General features: G+C 68.2%; 2 protein-coding genes and 2 pseudogenes. 1 reads left to right on the top strand and 3 read right to left on the bottom strand.

The window, feature by feature from the left end; translation table 11 throughout:
• Window positions 1-305: 305 nt before the first annotated feature.
• From ACWCPW_RS51575 to ACWCPW_RS51565, 3 genes and pseudogenes are all read right to left on the bottom strand, one after another.
• Window positions 306-764 (bottom strand): annotated as a pseudogene (locus ACWCPW_RS51575) (transposase); the annotation flags it as partial.
• 3 nt (window positions 765-767) lie between these two features.
• Window positions 768-2858 carry an ISAzo13 family transposase gene (locus ACWCPW_RS51570; protein WP_449768614.1) on the bottom strand — a complete coding sequence of 697 codons (2091 nt, stop codon included), beginning with the start codon at window positions 2856-2858 and terminating at the stop codon, window positions 768-770.
• A gap of 46 nt (window positions 2859-2904) precedes the next feature.
• Window positions 2905-3741: pseudogene (locus ACWCPW_RS51565) on the bottom strand (IS256 family transposase); the annotation flags it as partial.
• 236 nt (window positions 3742-3977) lie between these two features.
• Here ACWCPW_RS51565 and ACWCPW_RS51560 point away from each other — a divergent pair.
• Entirely contained in the window at window positions 3978-4352 is a 375-nt protein-coding gene (locus ACWCPW_RS51560) for a hypothetical protein (RefSeq protein ID WP_449768613.1), read from the top strand.
• Window positions 4353-4462: the final 110 nt, after the last annotated feature.

Raw genomic sequence — 4462 nt, 5'->3', positions numbered from 1 at the left:
GGGTATTTGCGTGGTGCTGGCATAGCTTGTGGTGCTCCTTTACGCCGGGCACCATAACCCGGCTTCAAGGACTCCACCAAACTCAGAGCAGCTCAAAGACCATCCGCGAAAATATCCCCACTGCGGCCGCGACGAACCACGCCCGCCTGGCCCGCCAAGCCCCACACACTTCGCAGGCATCCGCTCTGCCGAACAACCCCGGCAGGAGCGGTCAGGCCGCGAAGCCGACCCCAGTGGCGTATTCGTAGCCGCCCCAGTCGGAACGGGTCTGTAAATCGAACGGTGTAACGGGCTTGGTGTAGCGGTCAGTTGCGTACGGCCGACAAGCGTCCGTCGAAGGCGATGTCGAAGGCGTTCAGGGCTGCTTTCCAGCGCATGGTCCAGCGCTTGCGGCCCTTGCCGGTGGGGTCGAGGGACATGATCGCCATGTAGACGCACTTGAGTGCGGCTTGCTCGCTGGGGAAGTGTCCGCGGGCCTTGACCGCCCGCCGGATCCGCGCATTGACCGACTCGATCGCGTTCGTCGAGCAGATCACCGTGCGGATCTCGGTGTCGAAGTTCAGAAACGGCACGAACTCCGACCAGGCGTTCTCCCACAACCTGACGATCGCCGGATACTTCTTCCCCCAGACGTCGCCGAACTCGACAAACCGCTCCAGCGCGGCCTCCTCGGTCGGCGCCTGGTAGACAGGTTTGAGAGCCTTGGCGATCTTGTCCCAGTCCTGGCGGCCGGCATAGCGGAAACTGTTCCGCAGCAGATGAAGCCGTCAAGAAACAACATGGCGGATATCGACGCCGACCGAGGTGAGTAGGGCGGCTGCTGTGGGGTGTCGGCGGTCGGCGGGGGTGATGTCGATGCGGCGGGCGTCAAGGATCGGCAAGACGTCGTTGATCGCGTTCCAAAGTGTGCTGCGGCAGACGCCGAACAGCTCGGCGAGGGCGTTGAGGCCGCAGACGCGGCGGCGGTAGAGGATCGTGGCGAGGATCCGGTCGCCGTCGGTGATCTTCTGTCGGAAGACGCCGCCGCGAGTGCCTGGGCGTCGGTTGCCGCCGCGCTGGCGGTGGCGACGTTCTTCGATCACGGCCGCGTAGGGCACGATCAGCTCTTCGAGCAGCGTATGCAGCGCCTCGTGGCTCATGCCCGTCAAGGCCGGGTCCATCAGCGCCTTGCGGGTCGGGGTCGCGGACGTCTGCCCGGTCCGGGCTCCGCCGGTGATCCAGGCGCGTAGGTCGTCGGCGCGGGTGAAGTACCGCACGACGGTGGGCGTGATGGTGATCTTGTGTTCGTCCAAGAGCTTGCGGGTGGCTTTGATCGCTTGTCCGATGGTGACCGGGTTGATTCCGAGCAGGTCGCAGAGCACCTTCTGCGGGCAGACGTGCCGCAAGTAGACGACGGTGACCAGGACTTCGTCCGGCCCGGAGAGCAGGGATCGGCTGCGGCCGGTCGTGGCGACGCGGCGTCCCTTGCGGAGCACATAGCGGTGCTGTTCGGCCGCCGCTTCCTGGGCCGAGGCCAACCTGGCCCGCAGTGCGTCCAGTTCGCTGCTGTTCATTCCCGTCAGGCGGGGGTGGGCGAGCATCTGCAGGGCCTGGATGCGGGCTTTCGTGCGTTCGTCAGCGCGCGGTGCGGGGGCGGTGCCGCCGATCGACGCGATGCTGTAGTTCCACTGGCCGTGATCGTTGTGGGCGGTGATCGGCAGGGCCTGCAACTGTTCTCGGCTGACCTGGATACCGGTCGGGTAGGAGGTGTCGTCGAGCGCCGCCTCGACGCTCAATCCGGTCCGGGTTGTGGTCGCGGCGATCGTCTTGAGAACGACCTCGTGACTGGTCAGAGGGCGTGAACGCCAGTTCATGGTGATGTGGGAGAACAGCCGGTGCTCGATTTTGTTCCATTTCGAGGTGCCGGGCGGGAAGTGGCAGACCGTAACCGTCAGGCCGGCGTCGGCGGCGAACGCGGCCAGCTCGGCCTTCCACAACCGGTAGCGGTAGCTGTTGGAGCCGCCGGCGTCCGCGGTGATCAGCAGCCGGGACGCCGCGGGGTAGTCGTGTCGGCCACGCGCCTGCCACCAGCGGCGGATCGAGGCAGCGGCGAACGCGGCGGTGTTGTGGTCGACGCCGACGTTCACCCAACCGGTATTCGCGGTCATGTCGTAGATTCCGTACGGGATCACCGAGTCCACGTGCGGGCCGGCGAAGAAGCTGTGGTCCTCGACCTCGACGGGCCGCCCGACCGGCCGCCATTCGCGCCCGGGCATCGGCAGCTGCCCCAACTGTTCCTTCTTCTTCGCGTCCACGCTGATCACCGGCTCGCCCGCAGCCTGGTGCTCTTTGACCTGCTCGTTGATATAGCGGAACTGCGCGTCCCGGTCGGGGTGTTGATCGCCTTCCAGGGTCTTGGCGGTGCCCTGCAGGCTGAATCCGTGCTCCTTGAGCAGCCGGCCCACCGTGGGCGCGGTGACCCGATGTCCCTGCCGGGAAAGCTCGGCGGCCAACTGCCGCAGTGACTTCGTCGTCCAGCGCAGGGGCGACATCGGATCACCACGCTCGTCCGGCTCGACCAGCACCATCAGCGCCGGAACCAGCTCAGGGTCGACCGCCTCGGCCCGCATCCGCCCGCCGCCGAGACGCCGGACACATCCTTCGGGCAGCGGATCGACTCCGGTCTCGAGTTCGAACACGCCCTTGCGGACCGTTGTCTCGCTGACCTCGGCTATCCGCGCAACCACACCGACGCCTCCATGCCCGAGCAGCCGGGCCTCGGTCGCCAGCGCCAGACGCCGTTGACGCTCGTTCAGGTGCGGGAGCAGAACGTCGAACCGTCGCGCCAACTGGCTGCGAACCTCGTCGGGTATGCGCATACCACATCAACGAGTTCGTCTCCGCGAAGCAACGCGTTGTTTCTTGACGGCTTCGGTGGATCACACATGTTTGGACCGTTGCCTTGGGCCAGGTCGCGGTGACCGCCTCGGGCAGGCCCTTGAGCCCGTCGCAGGCGACGATGCACACGTCCTCGATCCCGCGATTGCGCGGTTCGGAGAGCACCGCGATCCAGGTCGTGGCGCCCTCGCCCTCCGCACCGATCCACAGGCCCAGCACGTCCTTGCGGCCGTCCATGTCGACCCCGACGGCAACGAACACCGGCCGGTTCACGACCGAGCCGGAGCGGATCCTGATCCACAACGTGTCGATGTAGAGGATCGGCCGGACCGGGTCCAGCGGCCGGTTCTGCCAGGCCACGAGTTCGTCGGCGACGGCATCGGTCACCCGGGAGATCAGGTCCGGGCTCACCTGGACGCCGTAGACGCCGGCAAGGTGGGAACGGATGTCGCGCACGCTCATCCCGCGCGCGTAGAGCGAGAGGATCCGCTCGTTGAACCCCGCCAACCGGCGCGCGTGCCGGGGGACCAAGGCGGGCTCGAAGTCGCCGTTGCGATCGCGCGGGACCGCGACGGTCACCTCGCCCGCCTCGGTGAGCACGGTCTTCGACGAAGTGCCGTTGCGCGAATTCCCCGACCCTCGACCGGCGGGATCGTGCCGTTCGTAGCCGAGATGTTCGGTCATCCCGGCGTCCAGGGCCCGTTCCAGCACGGCCCGGGTGATCTCGGTCAGCAGGCCGCCCTCGCCGAGCAGGGCCGCCCCGGAGGCGTCCGCGCGGTCCATCAACCGCTCGACGACCTCGTCCACCATCGCGTCGGTCTCCGCGGGTGGGTCGGTGGTCCGCGGGTTCTCGATCTCGGTCATGATTCGTCCGTTCCGGAAGGCCGGGATCCGGGAAGGTACCCCGGCCAGCCATTCGCATCACGGACTTACACGAACTTTCAGACACATCCACGAACTGGGCATCCCGGCCGAGTCGTGTGCCGGCGCGGTGGTGCACGACGGCGGCGCAGCACGGGGCGGTCGCGGCGCAGCCGGCGGCGACACGGGTCCTGGTGGCGCGGCGGTGGCGGTCGAGGGGGTCGGTGGAGCGGCCGTGGGTGGTGGTGTGGGTAGCGGCAGCCGATGCGGGTGCGGCGGGCGGCGGTGAGGGCGGGGCGGGCGTGGGCGGGGCGCGGGCACGGCGTGGTCGAGGCGCCTGGGAGACCGCGTTCACCGCGGCCGTGGTCTACCGGGAGCGGGAGGGGTATCCGGACGTGCCTCGTGCGCATGTGGAGACCGTGACGGTGACGGCGAACGACGCCGGCGAAAGGGCGAGTGGGTTCGGCGGCGCGGCGGCGGTGTTGGTGGGCGGTGCGGGGACGGGTCCCGGCCCGGCGGACGGCGGACCCGACGCGGGTATCCGGGCGGACGAGAGGGTCGAGGTGCGGTTGGGCAAGTGGGTCAACAACCAACGCCCCCGCGGGGATCGTTGAGCGAGGAGTGGGTGGGGCTGCTCACCGAACTCGGCATGCGGTGGTGAACCGCGTTGTCGGGTGGGGGTGTTCGCGTTCGGTGGGTGTGAGGTTCGGAGTGGGATCGAGGG

This window comes from Embleya sp. NPDC001921 (genome assembly GCF_053594475.1).
Note: the sequence above shows the minus strand (reverse complement) of the source record. Positions and strands in the feature narration are given on the sequence as shown.

Bases quoted from the DNA above. Each gene is read 5' to 3' on its own strand.
- ACWCPW_RS51570 (WP_449768614.1), bottom strand. From the start codon at position 2,858: ATGCGCATACCCGACGAGGTTCGCAGCCAGTTGGCGCGACGGTTCGAC.